The organism is Flavobacterium sp. PS2, assembly GCF_046250155.1.
Lineage (GTDB): Bacteria > Bacteroidota > Bacteroidia > Flavobacteriales > Flavobacteriaceae > Flavobacterium.
Genome location: NZ_CP176426.1, coordinates 1,972,743 through 1,989,066, shown reverse-complemented (window position 1 = coordinate 1,989,066; position 16,324 = coordinate 1,972,743). Strand labels below are relative to the sequence as shown.

At 32.6% G+C, this 16,324-nt stretch carries 13 protein-coding genes; 3 read left to right on the top strand and 10 right to left on the bottom strand.

All coding sequences use genetic code 11. The features are described from left to right. Window positions 1-10: 10 nt before the first annotated feature. The 6 genes from asnS to ACJ6WR_RS08430 all read right to left on the bottom strand — a co-directional run bounded on the left by asnS (window position 11) and on the right by ACJ6WR_RS08430 (window position 7,799). Window positions 11-1,459 (bottom strand): asparagine--tRNA ligase, encoded by a 1,449-nt coding sequence (gene asnS, locus ACJ6WR_RS08455; protein WP_039117910.1) that lies wholly within the window; start codon window positions 1,457-1,459, stop codon window positions 11-13. A gap of 343 nt (window positions 1,460-1,802) precedes the next feature. Beyond that, the gene (locus ACJ6WR_RS08450) at window positions 1,803-2,864 is read right to left on the bottom strand and encodes a hypothetical protein (protein WP_409417571.1); all 1,062 of its coding nucleotides are present in this window, start codon (window positions 2,862-2,864) and stop codon (window positions 1,803-1,805) included. A gap of 8 nt (window positions 2,865-2,872) precedes the next feature. Beyond that, window positions 2,873-4,006 carry an SPFH domain-containing protein gene (locus ACJ6WR_RS08445; RefSeq protein ID WP_039115431.1) on the bottom strand — a complete coding sequence of 378 codons (1,134 nt, stop codon included), beginning with the start codon at window positions 4,004-4,006 and terminating at the stop codon, window positions 2,873-2,875. Between the two features lie 387 nt (window positions 4,007-4,393). Next, window positions 4,394-5,080, bottom strand: a complete 687-nt coding sequence (locus ACJ6WR_RS08440) for a zinc metallopeptidase (RefSeq protein WP_323491353.1) — start codon at window positions 5,078-5,080, stop codon at window positions 4,394-4,396. A gap of 96 nt (window positions 5,081-5,176) precedes the next feature. After that, window positions 5,177-5,809, bottom strand: coding sequence for a response regulator (locus ACJ6WR_RS08435; protein ID WP_409417570.1), 633 nt, complete (start codon window positions 5,807-5,809; stop codon window positions 5,177-5,179). Next, window positions 5,796-7,799: an ATP-binding protein gene (locus ACJ6WR_RS08430; protein WP_409417569.1), complete on the bottom strand. Its 2,004-nt coding sequence runs from the start codon at window positions 7,797-7,799 to the stop codon at window positions 5,796-5,798. Before ACJ6WR_RS08430 ends, ACJ6WR_RS08435 begins: the two co-directional genes overlap by 14 nt. Before the next feature lie 174 nt (window positions 7,800-7,973). On the opposite strand from ACJ6WR_RS08430, the gene ACJ6WR_RS08425 reads away from it, so the two are divergent. Continuing rightward, on the top strand, window positions 7,974-8,378 hold the full coding sequence (locus ACJ6WR_RS08425; protein ID WP_409417568.1) for an MmpS family transport accessory protein: 405 nt from the start codon (window positions 7,974-7,976) through the stop codon (window positions 8,376-8,378). A gap of 58 nt (window positions 8,379-8,436) precedes the next feature. On the opposite strand, the gene ACJ6WR_RS08420 is transcribed toward ACJ6WR_RS08425, so the two are convergent. From ACJ6WR_RS08420 to leuS, 4 genes are all read right to left on the bottom strand, one after another. Next, window positions 8,437-9,027 (bottom strand): hypothetical protein, encoded by a 591-nt coding sequence (locus ACJ6WR_RS08420; RefSeq protein ID WP_409417567.1) that lies wholly within the window; start codon window positions 9,025-9,027, stop codon window positions 8,437-8,439. Beyond that, the gene (locus tag ACJ6WR_RS08415) at window positions 9,017-9,487 is read right to left on the bottom strand and encodes an RNA polymerase sigma factor (protein ID WP_409417566.1); all 471 of its coding nucleotides are present in this window, start codon (window positions 9,485-9,487) and stop codon (window positions 9,017-9,019) included. The genes ACJ6WR_RS08420 and ACJ6WR_RS08415 overlap by 11 nt, the downstream gene beginning before the upstream one ends. Further along, window positions 9,487-10,338: an alpha/beta fold hydrolase gene (locus tag ACJ6WR_RS08410; RefSeq protein ID WP_409417565.1), complete on the bottom strand. Its 852-nt coding sequence runs from the start codon at window positions 10,336-10,338 to the stop codon at window positions 9,487-9,489. Before ACJ6WR_RS08410 ends, ACJ6WR_RS08415 begins: the two co-directional genes overlap by 1 nt. Before the next feature lie 155 nt (window positions 10,339-10,493). Continuing rightward, complete coding sequence (leuS, locus tag ACJ6WR_RS08405) at window positions 10,494-13,373, bottom strand: leucine--tRNA ligase (protein WP_409417564.1); 2,880 nt, start codon at window positions 13,371-13,373, stop codon at window positions 10,494-10,496. A 270-nt stretch (window positions 13,374-13,643) separates the two neighbouring features. Between leuS and ACJ6WR_RS08400 the strand changes: the two genes are divergently transcribed. Beyond that, complete coding sequence (locus tag ACJ6WR_RS08400) at window positions 13,644-13,991, top strand: winged helix-turn-helix domain-containing protein (RefSeq protein WP_086895879.1); 348 nt, start codon at window positions 13,644-13,646, stop codon at window positions 13,989-13,991. A gap of 321 nt (window positions 13,992-14,312) precedes the next feature. Next, window positions 14,313-16,313, top strand: coding sequence for a TonB-dependent receptor plug domain-containing protein (locus ACJ6WR_RS08395; protein WP_409417563.1), 2,001 nt, complete (start codon window positions 14,313-14,315; stop codon window positions 16,311-16,313). Window positions 16,314-16,324 lie beyond the last annotated feature (11 nt).

Genomic DNA, 16,324 nt, shown 5'->3' with positions numbered 1-16,324 from the left:
GAACTTTTTATTAAAACTCTGCATTTCCAGGAGTTCTCGGGAAAGGAATTACGTCTCTAATGTTTGTCATTCCAGTTACAAAAAGAACAAGTCTTTCAAAACCAAGTCCGAAACCTGCGTGTGTAGCCGATCCAAATCTTCTGGTGTCTAAATACCATGATAATTCTTCTTCGTCTATTTCTAAGGCTTTCATCTTTTCGATTAAAACGTCGTAACGTTCTTCTCTTTCAGAACCTCCTACGATTTCTCCAATTCCAGGGAAAAGGATATCCATTGCGCGAACTGTTTCTTTTCCTGGTTCAGTGTTATCATTTAAACGCATATAAAACGCTTTTATGTTGGCTGGGTAATCAAATAAAATTACCGGACATTTAAAGTGTTTTTCCACCAAGTAACGCTCATGCTCTGATTGTAAATCAGCTCCCCATTCGTTAATGATATAGTTGAATTTTTTCTTTTTATTTGGAGTAGAATCTCTTAAGATATCAATAGCTTCCGTATAAGAAACACGTTTAAAGTTGTTCTCCAATACGAAGTTTAATTTCTCTAACAATGCCATTTCGCTTCTGTCTGCCTGAGGTTTAGATTTTTCTTCATCTAGAAGTCTAGCTTCCAGGAATTTTAAATCATCCTTACAATTGTCTAAAGCATATTTAATTACGTACTGAATAAAATCTTCAGCCAAATCCATGTTGTCATCAAGATTATTGAAAGCAACTTCAGGCTCAATCATCCAAAATTCTGCTAAGTGACGAGAAGTATTAGAATTCTCAGCTCTAAAAGTTGGTCCAAAAGTATAAATCTGACCCAAAGCCATTGCATACGTTTCACCTTCTAATTGTCCAGAAACGGTTAAGTTTGTTTCTTTTTCAAAGAAATCTTCTTTATAGTTTACTTTTCCATCTTCAGTTCTTGGAGTATTGTCAAATGGTAAAGCAGTAACTTTAAACATTTCTCCAGCACCTTCAGCATCAGATCCAGTAATAATTGGCGTATTTACATACACAAAACCTTTTTGTTGAAAATAGCTATGTACTGCAAATGATAATACCGAACGTACACGCATAATTGCACCAAACATATTCGTACGTACACGTAAATGCGCATTTTCACGTAAGAAATCTAAACTTGGTTTATTTTTTGGCTGTATTGGGAATTTCTCTGCATCCGAATCTCCTAAGATTTCAAGTTTTGTAACCTGAATTTCAACACTCTGACCAGCACCTTTACTTTCAATCAAATTTCCTGTTACAGAAATCGCAGCACCAGTAGTAATTCTCTTTAAAGTTTCGTCTGGTGTATTTTCAAAATCAACAACACATTGTATATTATTAATGGTAGAACCGTCATTAAGAGCGATGAACTGATTATTTCTAAAAGTTCTTACCCATCCTTTTGCATTAACCTCCTGAAGCGTCGTAGTACTGTTTAATAAGTCTTTAACTTTTGTGTGTCTCATTTTAATTTTAGAATTGATATTAAAAATTGTCTTTCAATCGAAATGCAAATATAATCGAAATGTTTGTAATTGCCATAAGGAGTTGCGAAGTAAGGAGCTATTTCCTGCTATCCGCTATATCTTTATGTTTTTAAAGAAAAAACATAAAGGATGCCGCTACTATCAGGGCTAGAAGTGGGAGTAAAATAAGGTAATTAGATAATGTGTTAATGTGAAAATTAGATAATGTACAAATCCTGCAAGGTTTTTAAAACCTTGTTGAATCATAAAAAAACAAACCCGATAGACTTTTAAGTCTATCGGGTTTGTAATTATCTAATTTTCTCATTGAGACATTATCCCATTAAGCAGCACCGAACCAAGTCAATAAAATAAGTAGTAATACAAGAGCACCTGTAATTATAAAAAGAACTATTGCAACTTTCTTAAAAAAATTATGAATAGGGCTCTTAGGTCTTATGCCAGCTACAACTCCGGTATTACCATTAATGTAAAGAATATTTTTTTTGCCATTATAATCATAAGTAACAACATAAAGTGGTAATAAAATATGTTTAAATTTTATATTATGATATTGACTCTGGATAGACTTAATTGTTGTATTACCGCCTATTCCAAATTGAGAGCTTACTTTTTGACGAATAGCTTCGTCAACAGCTCTTTTACCTACATAAAAACCTTGTTTTAAACTTATTTTATATTTCTCTACAATATAATCACTCAGATATTGGTCGTTTGTATTAACAAGATTCTTGGTAATCCAAGGACCTGCTTTTGTTAGCAAACTCGCATCTACAGTTCCGGAAGCAGGAACCACAACATCATCAAAAGAGAGAGAAAGATTCCCCGAAGTAGATTGCGTATAGGTATTGTTACCGTTTACTTGTTTTCTTTCCAGTGCATAATTTGTACTGGTTTGCATATCATATGTCCAATGAGGAACATAAACTCCAGATAAATCGATAGAAGACGGTTGGATTTTTTTTGTAAACCAAGTGTCTTTTGCCCAATTATAAGCCAATAGAGATGCCTTTTGTTTGTCTATTTTAAAAGGTAATAAATATTGAGGCTTTATAGTTTTATCTTCTTTTTTATTGCCATCCATTAATGGAGTGTTGCAATACGGACAATCCGAAGATTTTGAATTTATATTTATAGTCGAAGCAGCACCACAACTTTTGCACTGCAATGTTTCTTCAACAACTGAATTTTCTGACTCTAATTTTTCAAGATAAGCTACAAAATCATTTTCTTCAATAATCGTTTGTTCCTGTGGGATGTTATTTTTGGTATTACAATATTCGCATATTAAGGTAGTTGTTCCAGGCTTATATTTTAATCCAGCTCCACAATTATTACAGTCGAAAGCTTTTAATGTTTCATTTTTAATTTCGGCGTTTTCCATTTTATAAATTAGATGTTAGGTAGAGGAGGAGGAGTTTGAGAAAATAAGTTTTGTAATCCAGGAACACTCGATGCTTTTTCCCATCCCGTCATTCCTTGGTTCCATACCAAAGTATCTGCTAATAATTGTCCTTTTTCAATTAAAAGCGAAATCTGACTTTCGTTAAAAGGTCCAGCTTGCGCATTATTAATAGCTACAAAATAAGTTATTCCCGTTGTTGGTAAAGGCGGTGGTGCCTGAGGAGGCATCTGATGACTTGAAAAAGAAGAAAAAGAGCTTGTTTGAAAAGGCTCTTCAAAAGATTGCATCATTTGTCTCGCCATATTCATACCAGTTCCAAAACTAAAGGCAGTTCCAGCTATTCCAGATGGATTTTCGGCAGCTTTTTCAATAGATTGAGCTGTTTTATACTGCGTAAACTTTTTCATGTCGATCTTGTTAAGACGACTTAATTCAAAAATCTCTTTCTTAACATCCTCTGGCATAGAAGTGTTTTCAAGTAAAAATTTGCTAAGTTCAATTCCGTAAGCAGCAAAATCATCTTTCATTATAGTAAAGACGGTAGCCGAAAGCTCACTAGTGTTGCCTACATAAGATTCTATAGGTAAGTTGGCTTCGCCTATAGCATCGGTAAAACGAGATACTATTATGCTTTTTAATTGTTCGTTAATTTCTTCGGTAGTAAAATGCCCGTCAGTACCAACAATTTCTAATATGAATTTTTGAGCATCAACAATTTTAAAAGTATAAGTTCCAAAGGCTCTAATTTCGAGCATTCCAAAACGATCATCATTTAAAATTAAAGGGTTTTTTGTTCCCCATTTTTGGTCGATGAAATTTCGTGTGTTTATAAAGTAAACTTCAGCTTTAAACGGACTGTTAAAATCGTATTTCCAGCCTTTTAAAGTAGATAGAATAGGTAAGTTTTGGGTGTTTAAGTTGTAAGTCCCTGCATTAAAAATATCGGCAATCTTCCCTTCATTCATAAAGATGGCTTGCTGGCCTTCTCTAACAATAAGTTTACTATTGTTCTTTATTTCGTTCTGAAATCTTTCAAATCTGTAAACAAGAGTGTTGTTGCTATTGTCTATAAATTCGATGATATCTAGAAACTCATTTTTTAACCTATCAAATATTCCCATTTTAAATCTAATTAATTTAGAAATCAAATGTAAGAATAATTTGTTTTCTTGTTTTATGAAAAAGTACTTTTTATCCTCTTAATAAGTCTTATTTATTGGTTTTTTCCTTTGAAATTAGTTAATGCACGAATCCTGTAAGGTTTCTTTTAACCTTGCAGGACTGAAAAACAAAATCGTATAAATAAAAAAATCCGTTTTGTAAAAAACGGATTTTTTTATAGAACCTTAGAACCTTAGAACCTTAGAACCTTAGAACCTTAGAACCTTAGAACCTTAGAACCTTAGAACCTTAGAACCTTAGAACCTTAGAACCTTAGAACCTTAGAACCTTAGAACCTTAGAACCTTAGAACCTTAGAACCTTAGAACCTTAGAACCTTAGAACTAATTAATTTCTTCTTCCTCCCATATAAATAGAGACATAATATAATAAAGTAGCAATCGAACCAATAGCAGCTACTACATATGTTCTTGCAGCCCACTTTAAAGCATCTTTTGCACCAGCTTGTTCTTGTTGTGTAAGCATTCGTTTGCTTTCTAACCAAGCAAGAGCACGATTACTAGCATCATATTCTACAGGCAAAGTCACAATCGAAAAGATTGTAGTTGCTGCAAAAATGATAATCCCAATTAGTAATAATTGCGGAAAGCTACGAAGCATTAGGATACCTGCAAGCAAGATCCATTGCATATAAGTCGAAGCTACACTTACGATTGGCACTAATTTAGAACGCATCGTTAACCATTGATAACCTACTGCATGTTGTACAGCGTGTCCACATTCGTGTGCGGCAACAGCAGCTGCAGCGGCATTACGTTGGTTGTAAACGGCCTCACTTAAATTTACTGTTTTATCTACTGGATTATAGTGGTCTGTTAACTGACCTGGAGTCGAAATTACTCTAACATCACGGATACCGTTATCGGCAAGCATTTTTTCGGCAATTTCTGCACCGCTCATTCCGTTTTGTAATTGTAATTTCGAATATTGTTCGAATTTACTCTTTAGTCTTGAACTAACTAACCAGCTAAATAACATAATCGCTCCAGCAAGAATTAAATAACTCATTCCCATATCTTTTGTTTTTTAGTTTATTGTTTAAAGTTATGAGATAAATAGCAATTTCTGAACCAAATTAAAAAAATGTCATTTTGTCATTTTAAACCATATTTAGTTTAAAAGGTTGTTTTTAAGAAGATGCGTCATTAATTCGGCAACATTTTTCATCTTATATTTCTGTAGAATATTTCGTCTATGCGTTTGCACAGTCAAGAAACTTAAAAATAATTCATCGGCAATTTCCTGAGTCGATTTTCCTTTGGAGAGTAATACAACAATATCTTTTTCTCTGCGACTAAGACTAGGAATGTATTCTAAATCTTCGGATAATGGCTGACTAATAATTGTTTTTACTTCATCACTAAATACGATCTCGCCATCGATCGCTTTATAAATGCAACATTTAAACTCTTCGAAAGAAGCATTTTTAAGAATATAGCCATTTCCTCCGTTCTGGATAAATTGCATAACTAAGCTCCTTTCAGACTGGCTGCTCATCCCAATTATTATTACTTTTGGATGTTTTTGCTTAATTGTTTTACATAAATCGACACCATTTATTAGAGGTAAAAAAATATCCATTAAAATTAAATCGACCTTGTTGGCTCCAATATAATCAAGAAGTGTAACCCCAGATTCTAATGTCTGAACAAGTTCTATCTTGTCTAAATCGGAGAGTAATCCCGAAACTCCTGAGATTACAATCGGATGATCATCTACAATAATAGTTTTATAAGTCTTCATGTTTCACTTTTAATTCGATGTAGGTAGAAGTTCCTTTGTTTTCCTTACTATCAATTTCTAATTTTCCGTTTAAGAATTCTACGCGGTTTTTAATATTTCTTAAACCCATTCCTATATTGTCTTTTATTTCAGATACATTAAAACCAACTCCGTTATCTTCGACTGTAATGAAAAAAACATCTTGGTTTTGAGAACAAGAAACTAGAATTTGTGTTGCATTGGCATACTTTAAAGTATTGTTTAGTAACTCCTGAATAATCCTATAAATCATGATTTCATAATTCTTAGATAAATTCTGGTTTTGTACTAAATACTGAAATTCAATTCTGGTTTTTGAATTAGAGTTGGCTATGCATAAATCTCTTAAAGCATTTTCTAAATTTAATTTTAATAAACTTTCGGGCATTAAATTTTGAGAAATATTTCTTAGCTCTTTAATTGAGCTGTCTAATAAAGTTCCTATTTCTATTTTATTGGTAGCATTATCTTTCTCTGCCAGATTCAGATGCATTTTTAGTCCCGAAAGCATACTACCAAGACCATCATGTAAATCTCTTGCGATTCTTTTTCTCTCCACCTCTTCACCCTCTATCAAGGCGTTTGAAACGGATAGTTTTTTCTGGTTCTCGAGGGCAGTTAATTCTTGTTCGTGATTAACTTCTTTCTGGAAACTTAATTTTTTTTGATTTTTGTTTAATATCCATAAAAATAAAACCGTAATAAATAAAACGAATGATAGCACACCAAAAAGTATAGAGTTTAAACGATTGTTATTTGCTAATAAAGCTGCTTTATCGTTTTGCGCTTGTAATAGTGTTATTTTCTTCTCGCTTTCGGCTTTTTTATATTTAGCTTCAAGTTCTACGATTTCGTTCTGAAACTTAGATTTGTTTAGGCTGTCATTTACAGTATTGTATTTATTGGAATAGAAATAAGCTTTCTCATGATTTTTGGTTGCATTGTAAACTTTTGCCAACTCATTGTAGTAGTTTTTTTTATCTACAATAAACGGAGTATTTTCTAAAAGATATTCTAGATTTTTTTTGGCTTTTTCGTAATCTTTTAATTTAAAAAGAACCTCGTATTCTGCAAATTTTAATCGGTTTAAAGCAATGAGATTTTGATGCTTTTGAGCAGATTTAATTCCCTTTTCATAGCTTTTTAATGCTTTTGGATGTTGGTTTTGTTTAGCATAATATATTCCTTCTGCATAAAAGTAAGAGTCATTAAGATTAGATTCCGGGTATTTTGATAATTTAGAATATGCTTTGTCTAATGTTTTTTTCGCATCATAAAAACGCTTCAATTCTACTAGATTTTCAGCATTGATAATATATGTCTCCATTTTAGACTCTGCAAGAGTAGGAGATTTTTTGGTCGCTTTTTCGATGTGATTTTGAGCTTCACTTAAATATTCACTTGCTTTTTCGCGTTCATTTGTATTCATGAAGATAATAGCAATGGCTTTGTATAAATTACTTATCAATTCGTAATCGCCACTTTTCTTTGCAAGAGGAATGGCTTCATAAACCAATATTTTCATGTAGCCTTTTTCGTTGTTTTTTCGTTGCTGCATGAGACCATAATTTTGGAGTATTATGGCACGCAATTTATAGGCTTCGGGATTATTGTATTTTTTTAATTTGTTGTTGGCTTCAACTAATGTTTTTTCAAAACCATCAGCATCTCCTTTTTCTAGAAAACTAAAGGCATTATAATATATAGAAGCGTCATTTAAGAAAGGGAATTTAGTTTTTAGTTTATTAGCTTCTTGCAAATATTCTTTAGATTTTTTCATATCCTGAACCATCAGGTACAATTTAGATAATCTAAAGCTGTAAAGACTTTTTAGACTATCAGACTGAGCATTTTTAGTAACTCGGGCAATACTATCTATATAAACTGTATCATCATCTAAAGAAAGTATAACCTGTGAGTAAGTGGTAGTTGAGAAGAATATAAGGAATAAATAAAAGCCTATTTTGGTCATAAATTGTGTTTTATCAAAAATATTAAATTTAAATTTTTTTCAAAATTTTTTTCTGTTTTTTACCTGATATCAGGTAGAATAAATTACACTTTATCAGGTATTGTCATCTTTTTTCTTCAGGTTTATATTTGTTAAAATGATTATTAAATATAAACAAACCCAAAGAATTCAATCATGAAAACGACTTTAAAAAAAATTATGTTCTTGCTAACCTTGGTTTTTGTAGCTGCATCATGTAGTAGTAGCGATGACGATAATGAGCCAGGACAAGTAACCAAATCAAGAGATGTAAAATATGAAATAACAGGAAATTTTACTGGAGAACTTAGCGCAATTTATTTTGATAAAGGCGGAAGTCCACTAAATGAAGATGTTACCAGTTTTCCTTGGACTAAACAAATTACTGCAGATGCAGGTGTACCAGGAATAACATTCAGCGCAAGCGGTCATGGTGGCGTTAAGGACCAAACATTAACTGCTAAAATCTATGTTGGTGGAGAAGTAGTAAAAGAATCTACTGCAAAAGCAAACAATGACGGAATCATTGTTGTAACTCTTGCACCTTTTCTTTTTCCATAATAATTTATATAAAACATTAAGGTTAAAAAAAAGCTTTGTAATGATACAAAGCTTTTTTTTATGATTCTAATTGATTATTAACTTCTTCAAATTTTGCAATTAGATCATTCAATTTTGATTGTTGTTTTTTAATTTGTTTTGGACGAATATAAAACCAATTAAAGCCCATCCAAAGCAAAGTTACTCCGTAAGTAAAAAAGCCCCATAAAGTCGCCATTCTCGATGTATATTCATAGAGATAAAAACAAATTCCAACTCCAAGTAAAAGAAAATACAAACTCAACATTGTAGATTGCATAAATTGTTGCTTCTTTTTAATTAAAATCAGTTTCTGTAAATATTCCTGATTGGTTTGAGCGGTAACAATATTTTTATACGTTGATACTAATCGATTATAAAAAAACAAATAAATAACCATTGCTAAAATCGTTAAAACGATTCCAATTTTTGTCGAAATAAATTTCGGTTGATAAGTGTACCAAACAAAAATAATGAAGACACAAGTTGTAAAAAGCAAAATATTGGTGATCCATAAAGTACGTACTCCAGCTTTTTTAAATTGCTTTAATCTTGCTAGTAAATCTTCTATATTGGGCTGACTTACGGTTTGTTTTTTCCATAAATCTTTAAAGTCTATATTATTGTCCATTTTCTTTAAATTTTTGAGTTAGTTTTTCTTTAATTCTATGAATTTTCACTCTTATATTCGCTTCTGAGAGACCTACGATTTTAGCTATTTCGACCTGTTTTACATCTTCTAGTTCGAGCGAAATAATAATACGGTCCGTTTCTGGTAATTCGGCGATGCATTTGTATAAAAATTGAATTTGTGGTTCTAGCGAATATTCTTTTTCCTCGGTAATATGTGCCGGAAGTTCTGATTTTGGAAAACGTTTTCCTTTTTCTATTTGTCTAAGGCAATTATTAGATGCAATCCTGAAAATCCAGCTTCCGATATTGGCTTCGTTTCTAAAAGTGTGGAGTTTTTCCCAAATAATAATAAATGTTTCCTGAGCAATATCCTGAGCAATGTTGTAATCATTTACGTAACCCATGCACAACCTAAAGACCTTTTCCCAATAGGATTTATATAGCTGTTCAAACTCCATTATTTCGATTTTATAAAGTTGGTTAGTTGGGCTAAATACCAATCTTTATCATCATACATGATAAAATGTAATCCTTTGTTTGCATATTGAAGATTAGCATTCTTTAAGTTTTTATATTGAGCTTCGATAGCAGGTTTCATGTTTACAAAATAAGCTTCAAGTAATATGAGTGAAGGACATTTTATGGTTGCGATTTTATCTCTTAAATCAGTGTTAGAAAAATCACAAAACATTTCGGCAAATGTTTTTCTGTCGGATTTAACACTCCAGCTAAGTAATAAATCTTGCTTAGAGGTATCTTCTAAAAGTCTTGGAAGGTATTTTTTTTGATTTTCAGAAAATTGCTCATCGGACATTGCTGTCATTTTATTGATTATTGGCGTACAATCATTATTTTCTTTTGCTTTAAAAGAAGGATCCATTAAAGCCGACAAACAAGGAAGAGCATCAACTATTACAATTTTACCTATCAATTCCGGATAATCAGCGGCTAGAGCCAGAGCCAGTCCGCCACCCATACTATGACCGACTATAATTGGTTTTTCGATTTTGTTAGCTTTTATGTAATTAGCTATTTCTGTTTCCCAATTTATAAAAGAAGCATTTGGTTGTGGTTTAGCTCCTGCAAAACCCGCCATTGTAAAAACATAACAAGTAAAATCTTTTTCGAAGTTAGATTTTGTATCGTTCCACACATCTCCAGAACTAGCAAATCCAGGTAAGAAGATTATAGATTGTTTTCCTTTTCCAGTTTTGGTAATTTCAAACGGATACGATTTTGTTTGTCCGAATACATTTAAACATAATGCTGAAAATAAAAGGGCGATAACTAAGAAGATATACTTTTTCATTTTAATAGTTTTTAGTTGTTAAATGATAGAATTTGCCTTTTAGATACAGGAGTTGTTAAAATGTTACAACAAAAATAAAAATTTCAATAAAAAAAATTCCAAACCCCAACAAAAGTTGGAATTTGGAATTTATAAAATATTGTAAATTGAATTTATTATCCAACCAAATTAATGATTTTTCCAGGAACAATAATTACTTTGTTTGGTGTTTTACCATCCAATTGTTTTAATGTTCTTTCGTCTTTCATAATGATTTCTTCAATTTGTTCTTTGGTTAAATCCAAAGGCAATTCGATTGTGAAACGCATTTTTCCGTTAAACGAAACTGGGTATTCTTTGCTGCTTTCTACTAAATACTTAGGTTCAAAAGTAGGGAAAGCAACAGCTGCAATAGATGTTGTATGACCTAGTAATGACCATAATTCTTCCGCAATATGTGGTGCATAAGGCGAAATTACAATTGCCAAAGGCTCAAGTATAGCACGAGAATGACAGTTTTGTGCAGACAATTCATTCACACAAATCATAAATTGAGAAACCGAAGTATTAAAAGAGAAACTCTCGATATCTTCTGCTACTTTTTTGATGGTTTTATGTAATGATTTTAAGTTGTCTTTTGTTGGTTCGTCATTGGTAATGATTAAACCATTATCATCAAAATACAAACGACATAGTTTTTTTAAGAAACCAAATACGCCTGAAATTCCAGCAGTATTCCAAGGTTTAGCCTGTTCTAATGGCCCCAAGAACATTTCGTACAAACGTAATGTATCAGCACCATATTCATTACAAATATCATCCGGAGTAACTACATTATAATATGATTTCGACATTTTTTCGACCTCGCGACCTACAATGTATTTACCGTTTTCATCAAAAATAAATTCGGCACTATTAAAATCTTCTCTCCAAGCTTTGAATTTTTCAATATCCAACTCATCCGAAGAGTTTACGAAATGAACATCAACACGAATTGGCTGTACATTTTGATCTCCAATCTTATTTTTAGAAATAAATGTATTTGTACCTTCAAGTCTATAAACATAAGCAGTAGTTCCCAAAATCATTCCCTGATTAATCAGTTTTTTGAATGGTTCTTCAGTTGGAGCAAAACCTTTGTCTTTTAAGAATTTATTCCAGAAACGAGAATACAATAAATGCCCGGTTGCGTGTTCGCTTCCGCCAATATATAAGTCAACACTTTCCCAATATGCTAAAGCTTCTTTACTTGTAAATTCATTTTCGTTATGAGCATCCATATAACGCATCCAGTACCATGAACTTCCTGCCCAACCTGGCATAGTGTTTAATTCTAATGGGAAAATAGTAACGTTATCAACCAAATTAGTATTTACAACTGTATTGGTTTTAGTATCCCAAGCCCAAACGTTTGCATTTCCTAATGGAGGTAATCCGTCTTCGGTTGGTAAATATTTCTCAACTTCAGGTAAAATGATTGGTAAATGTTGCGCCTCAATCATTTGTGGCAATCCATTTACATAGTATACTGGGAAAGGTTCTCCCCAATAACGCTGACGTGAAAATACTGCATCACGCAAACGGTAATTGGTTTTTCCTGTTCCTTGATTTAGTTTCTCTAATTCGGCTATCGCTTTCTGAGTTGCCTCTTTATAATTTAATCCGTTTAAGAAATCAGAATTTGCAATTTCTACATTGTCTTTTGAGCCGTAAGCGGCTTCAGAAATATCAACATTAGCAAAAATATTTTTTATAGAAGGCATCCCTTGCTCTCCTTTAAAGAAATTTGCAAAAGCATAATCCCTTTCGTCTCCACAAGGAACGGCCATTACAGCACCAGTTCCGTATCCTGCTAATACATAATCACCAATCCAAACCGGAATTGGTTCTTTGGTAAAAGGATGTTCAGCATAAGCACCTGTAAATACTCCCGAAATAGTTTTTACATCGGCCATACGCTCACGCTCAGAACGTTTTGCAGTTTTTTCGATATAGGCTTCAATCGCTGCTTTTTGTTCTGGAGTTGTAATCTCAGCAACCAAAGGATGTTCTGGAGCCAATGTCATAAATGTAACTCCAAAAATGGTATCAGGACGAGTGGTGAAAACCGAAATAGTTGCTGGTTGTTGGTTGTTGGTTGTTGGCAGCACATTGAAAGAAACCATTGCTCCAACTGATTTCCCAATCCAGTTTCTTTGTGATTCTTTTATAGATTCACTCCAGTCGATATCGTTAAGACCTTGCAACAAACGCTCTGCATAAGCAGAAATACGCATGCTCCATTGTGTCATTTTTTTACGGATTACAGGATAACCACCACGCTCAGAAACACCATTTACGATTTCGTCATTTGCCAAAACAGTTCCTAAACCAGGACACCAGTTTACTTCAGTTTCTGCCAAATAAGTTAATCTGTATTGTAATAGTATTTTTTGTTGTTCATCTGATGAAAATGATGTCCATTCGCTTGACGAAAAACCTACTATATTATCATCGCAAACTGCATTTACAGTTGCATTTCCTTCTTTTTTGAAAATAGAAATTAAAGTCGAAATGTCTTCAGCTTTATCAGCATCTTTATTGTACCAAGAATTAAACAATTGGATAAAAATCCATTGTGTATGCTTGTAATAATCAGGATTTGAAGTACGAACTTCTCTGTCCCAATCAAATGAGAATCCTATTTTATCTAATTGCTTTCTGTATCCAGCAATTTGTTTTCCTTCTTTATCTACACCACCATCAATATTTACACGAGTAGTATCTTCTGGGCGTTGACCTGTTTGTATAGCATATTGCTCTGCAGGTAATCCGAAACTATCGTAACCCATCGGGTGTAAAACATTAAAACCTTGGTGTCTTTTAAAACGAGAATACACATCAGAAGCAATATAACCTAGCGGGTGCCCAACGTGTAATCCCGCTCCAGATGGATAAGGAAACATATCGAGTACGTAATGTTTCGGCTTTTCGGAATTATTTTCGGCTGCAAAAGTTTTATTGTCTGCCCAATATTTTTGCCATTTGGCGTCTATTTCAATCGGATTGTACTTCATTATAAAAGATTCAAAGGTTCAGAGTGACAAAGATTCTAAGGTTTTATCACTGAATTATAAGTTGGCAAATTTACGTTTATTGTGCATTGTACCAAAGTTATTTTTTAAGATATAGGATTAATGATAAAAATCAGTATTTAAAAAAACGGGAATACATAAATTTGTGGTTTGCAGGTAGGAATGATTTTTTTGTTTTTTAAAATATTTAAGCAATTGAGAGAATAATTTTACTTAAAATTTGAGTATTTTAGATGCGTTTTTAAAAGATAAATGGGAGATAAGAAAAAATATTCTATTGAAGTTCGACTTTGGATTGAAGAAGCCGAAGGTCCTTTTTTGGGTATTGGCAAGATTTGGTTATTGGAGAATATTAAAAAAACGGGTTCTATTACCAATGCTGCCAAAGAAATGAAAATGGCGTACAGACAAGCGTGGCAATTGGTTGAGGAGATGAACCAACGCGCCGAATCGCCTTTGGTAGAGAAACTTCTGGGAGGAAAAGGTGGTGGAGGTGCACGATTGACCGAAGCTGGAGAAACTGCAATTACAGTATTTTATGAAATCGAAAAAAGAATTAAAGATTTTGCTCAGAAAGAAGTTCAAAATTTAAAGTTCTAAATTTTTTTAATAATCAGTATTCATTTTAAAACATACTGAAAAAAGTATTGACTAATTATAGTCGATTGAGTATAATGGTTTTTAACACATAGAAACATAGATTTTATGTGTAAAAAAGAACACAAAAAGAAATATATTTCTTTCACATAGAATGGCTATGTGTATTTTAAATAAGTGAAACGCCTTCTTTTGAGTTTACAAGTCTATGTTTCTATGTGTTAATTTTTTTTTGGAGTTATGCTTAACGAACTAATTATAATCAAAATAAAAATGCTAATAATCAGTGTTCTTTTAAAAACATACTGAGAAACTATTAAAATTATGAAGTTAAAAATTATAATGTTTTTACTATTTCCGCTCATTGGTTTATGCCAACAAAACAATTCGGTTGCTGTCGATTCGGTAAAACCTACTAATATGTTTATGCTTGGAGAAGTTATTATAAAAAATAATAAAACCAAGGATATGCTAAATAGGGTAACGACAAAAAAGATGGAATCGCAAAATAAAATGGATGTTTCGCAGGCATTAAATATGCTTCCGGGTGTAAGTTTAACTGCTTCGGGACCAAGAAATGAATCTATGGTTTCTATTCGTGGGTTTGATTTAAGGCAAGTTCCTGTTTATATGGACGGAATTCCGGTTTATGTTCCTTATGATGGTTATGTAGATTTGGCTCGGTTTACGACTTTTGATCTTGCTGCGATTGATGTTTCTAAAGGATTTTCATCGGTGCTTTACGGCCCGAATTCATTAGGAGGAGCTATTAATCTTATTTCGAGAAAGCCTTCGGAAATATTAGAATATGATGGTTCGTTAGGAATGATTAATTCAAACGGATATAAAGGCAATATTAATATAGGTTCTAATCTGGGGAAATTTTATGTTCAGGGTGGCTATTCGTATTTGCATCGCGATTCGTTTAGAATGTCGTCTAATTATGTTCCTTCTAAAAATGAAGATGGTGGACAAAGAGATAATTCCTATAGTACTGACCAGAAAATTAGTTTTAAAGTAGGATGGACTCCAACTGAAAAGAGTGAATATGCAATAGGGTACATTAATCAACAAGGAGAGAAGGGGAATCCTGTTTATGCAGGAGACGATGTACTTAATTCGCTTTTAGCAAAACCGCGTTATTGGCAATGGCCAAATTGGGATAAAGAAAGTTATTATTTTATCTCTAATTCTAGTTTTGACGATAAGAACAGTTTTAAAACCAGAATATACTACGATAAATTTAAAAATAAGTTGGATAGTTATGATGATAATACATATTCAACTCAAACGAAACCGTATGCTTTTCAGAGTAATTATAACGATTATACGTATGGAGGAAATCTGGAATATGACACACAATTAATTCCGAAAAATAACCTTAAGATTGCGTTTCATTTTAAAGAAGATGTGCATCGGGAAAATAATCTTGGCGAACCTGTGCGTAATTTTGTAGACAATACAATACTGATTGGGATTGAAGATGTTTATAAAATCTCGAACAAATTTACTTTGGTTCCCGGAGTGAGTTATAATATCAGGAAAAACAAAGAAGCAGAAGATTATAATAGTACTACAAAAGTAATTTCAGATTATCCAACGGCAGATGCAAGTGATGCTTTTAATGCGCAAATAGGATTTTTTTATCAGTTAAATGAAAATCAAAAACTAGGAGCAACCGTTTCGCAGAAAACACGATTTGCAACTATTAAAGATCGTTATTCATACCGAATGGGAACTGCAATTCCTAATCCAGACCTAAAGCCTGAAAAAGCAGTAAACTATGAAATAAATTATACTGCTAATCTTTTTAGCAAAATAACATTTCAAACGGCTGTATTTTATAGTTCGCTAACTGATGCGATTTTAAATGTAAGTAATGTTATGCCTGGTAAATCGCAAATGCAAAACTTTGGAAAAGCCGAATATATAGGAGTTGAGGCGCAATTGAATTATTCGCTATTGCAGAATTTATCTTTTAATGTAAACTATACTTATATCGAAAGAAATAACTTAACAGATCCTACCATTCATTTTACCGATGTGCCTAATACTAAAGTTATGGGAACGGTAGAGTATCAGCCAATAAAATTACTGAGATTAATAGCTAACTCTGAGTTTAATTCGTCTAGAATTAGTACTAGTTATGGCACGAGAGTTCCAGATTATACCCTTTTAAATCTTTATGGCTCGGGTAAAATTGCTAAAAACTTTAGTATCGATGCTGGAGTAAATAACATATTTGATAAGAGCTACAGTCTTGTAGAAGGATATCCTGAGGAAGGGCGCAATTTTTTTGTGACGCTTCGTTTTTTTAATAACTAAATCAAAAATAA

What these genes read in the sequence shown, in the direction of transcription:
- asnS (WP_039117910.1), bottom strand. Translation starts at nt 1,459, where the DNA reads ATGAGACACACAAAAGTTAAAGACTTATTAAACAGTACTACGACGCTT.
- ACJ6WR_RS08420 (WP_409417567.1), bottom strand. Translation starts at nt 9,027, where the DNA reads ATGGACAATAATATAGACTTTAAAGATTTATGGAAAAAACAAACCGTA.
- ACJ6WR_RS08430 (WP_409417569.1), bottom strand. Translation starts at nt 7,799, where the DNA reads ATGACCAAAATAGGCTTTTATTTATTCCTTATATTCTTCTCAACTACC.
- ACJ6WR_RS08410 (WP_409417565.1), bottom strand. Translation starts at nt 10,338, where the DNA reads ATGAAAAAGTATATCTTCTTAGTTATCGCCCTTTTATTTTCAGCATTA.
- ACJ6WR_RS08435 (WP_409417570.1), bottom strand. Translation starts at nt 5,809, where the DNA reads ATGAAGACTTATAAAACTATTATTGTAGATGATCATCCGATTGTAATC.
- ACJ6WR_RS08440 (WP_323491353.1), bottom strand. Translation starts at nt 5,080, where the DNA reads ATGGGAATGAGTTATTTAATTCTTGCTGGAGCGATTATGTTATTTAGC.
- ACJ6WR_RS08425 (WP_409417568.1), top strand. Translation starts at nt 7,974, where the DNA reads ATGAAAACGACTTTAAAAAAAATTATGTTCTTGCTAACCTTGGTTTTT.
- leuS (WP_409417564.1), bottom strand. Translation starts at nt 13,373, where the DNA reads ATGAAGTACAATCCGATTGAAATAGACGCCAAATGGCAAAAATATTGG.
- ACJ6WR_RS08395 (WP_409417563.1), top strand. Translation starts at nt 14,313, where the DNA reads ATGAAGTTAAAAATTATAATGTTTTTACTATTTCCGCTCATTGGTTTA.
- ACJ6WR_RS08445 (WP_039115431.1), bottom strand. Translation starts at nt 4,006, where the DNA reads ATGGGAATATTTGATAGGTTAAAAAATGAGTTTCTAGATATCATCGAA.
- ACJ6WR_RS08450 (WP_409417571.1), bottom strand. Translation starts at nt 2,864, where the DNA reads ATGGAAAACGCCGAAATTAAAAATGAAACATTAAAAGCTTTCGACTGT.
- ACJ6WR_RS08400 (WP_086895879.1), top strand. Translation starts at nt 13,644, where the DNA reads ATGGGAGATAAGAAAAAATATTCTATTGAAGTTCGACTTTGGATTGAA.
- ACJ6WR_RS08415 (WP_409417566.1), bottom strand. Translation starts at nt 9,487, where the DNA reads ATGGAGTTTGAACAGCTATATAAATCCTATTGGGAAAAGGTCTTTAGG.